The sequence below is a fragment of the Mesorhizobium kowhaii genome, from assembly GCF_042431665.1.
Taxonomy (GTDB): Bacteria; Pseudomonadota; Alphaproteobacteria; order Rhizobiales; family Rhizobiaceae; genus Mesorhizobium; species Mesorhizobium kowhaii.
This window is the reverse complement of record NZ_JBHLYT010000161.1, coordinates 1-638: the sequence shown is the minus strand read 5'-3', so window position 1 is coordinate 638 and position 638 is coordinate 1. Positions and strand designations below refer to the sequence as shown.

Annotated in this window: 1 pseudogene; it reads right to left on the bottom strand. The window is 62.5% G+C overall.

Features of this window, described 5'->3' with window-relative positions:
* A pseudogene (locus ACFFNA_RS36780) lies at positions 1-638 on the bottom strand (IS630 family transposase); the annotation flags it as partial.

The window sequence follows — 638 nt, the reverse complement described above, 5'->3', positions numbered from 1 at the left end:
CCCGCAGCCTCGATGATTTCGCGGACACCGACCACTTTATGAGCAGGCAGGTTGTCCATCACGACGACATCGTCGGGTTGAAGCGTCGGCACGAGGACGCGGCGCAAGTAGACCAGGAATGCTTCGCCATCCATGGCGCCGTCCAGGAGCCAGGGCGCGACGATCCCGTCGAGGCGCAGGCCGGCCGTGAAGGTCGTGGATTTCCAGTGCCCATGAGGAACAGCCGCCCGGCAACGCTGTCCACGCGCAGAGCGGCCTCGTAGCCGGGCCATCTTGGTATTGAGGCCACTTTCGTCGATGAAGATCAGGCGGCTCGGATCGAGATCGAGTTGGCCTTCGAACCACTCTTCCCGCGCTGCCAAAACATCCGGTCGCTGCTGTTCGGCCGCGTGCGCTGTCTTTTTTTGTACGTGATGCCACGCTTTGCGAAGAACGCATGGACCGTCGTCAGGCTGGCTTTGACCCCGCGCTCTGCCGCAAGGCGATCGACGATCTCGGCAAGCGTGATGTCCCGCTCATCGGTCTCGACCAAGGCGAGAATGAAAGTCTCGTGCGCGTCCAGCTTCGATACCTTCGGCTTGCCCTGCCGCCCAGGTTCCAGATTGCCGCTCGAACGCCAGGCCCGATACCATGCACCA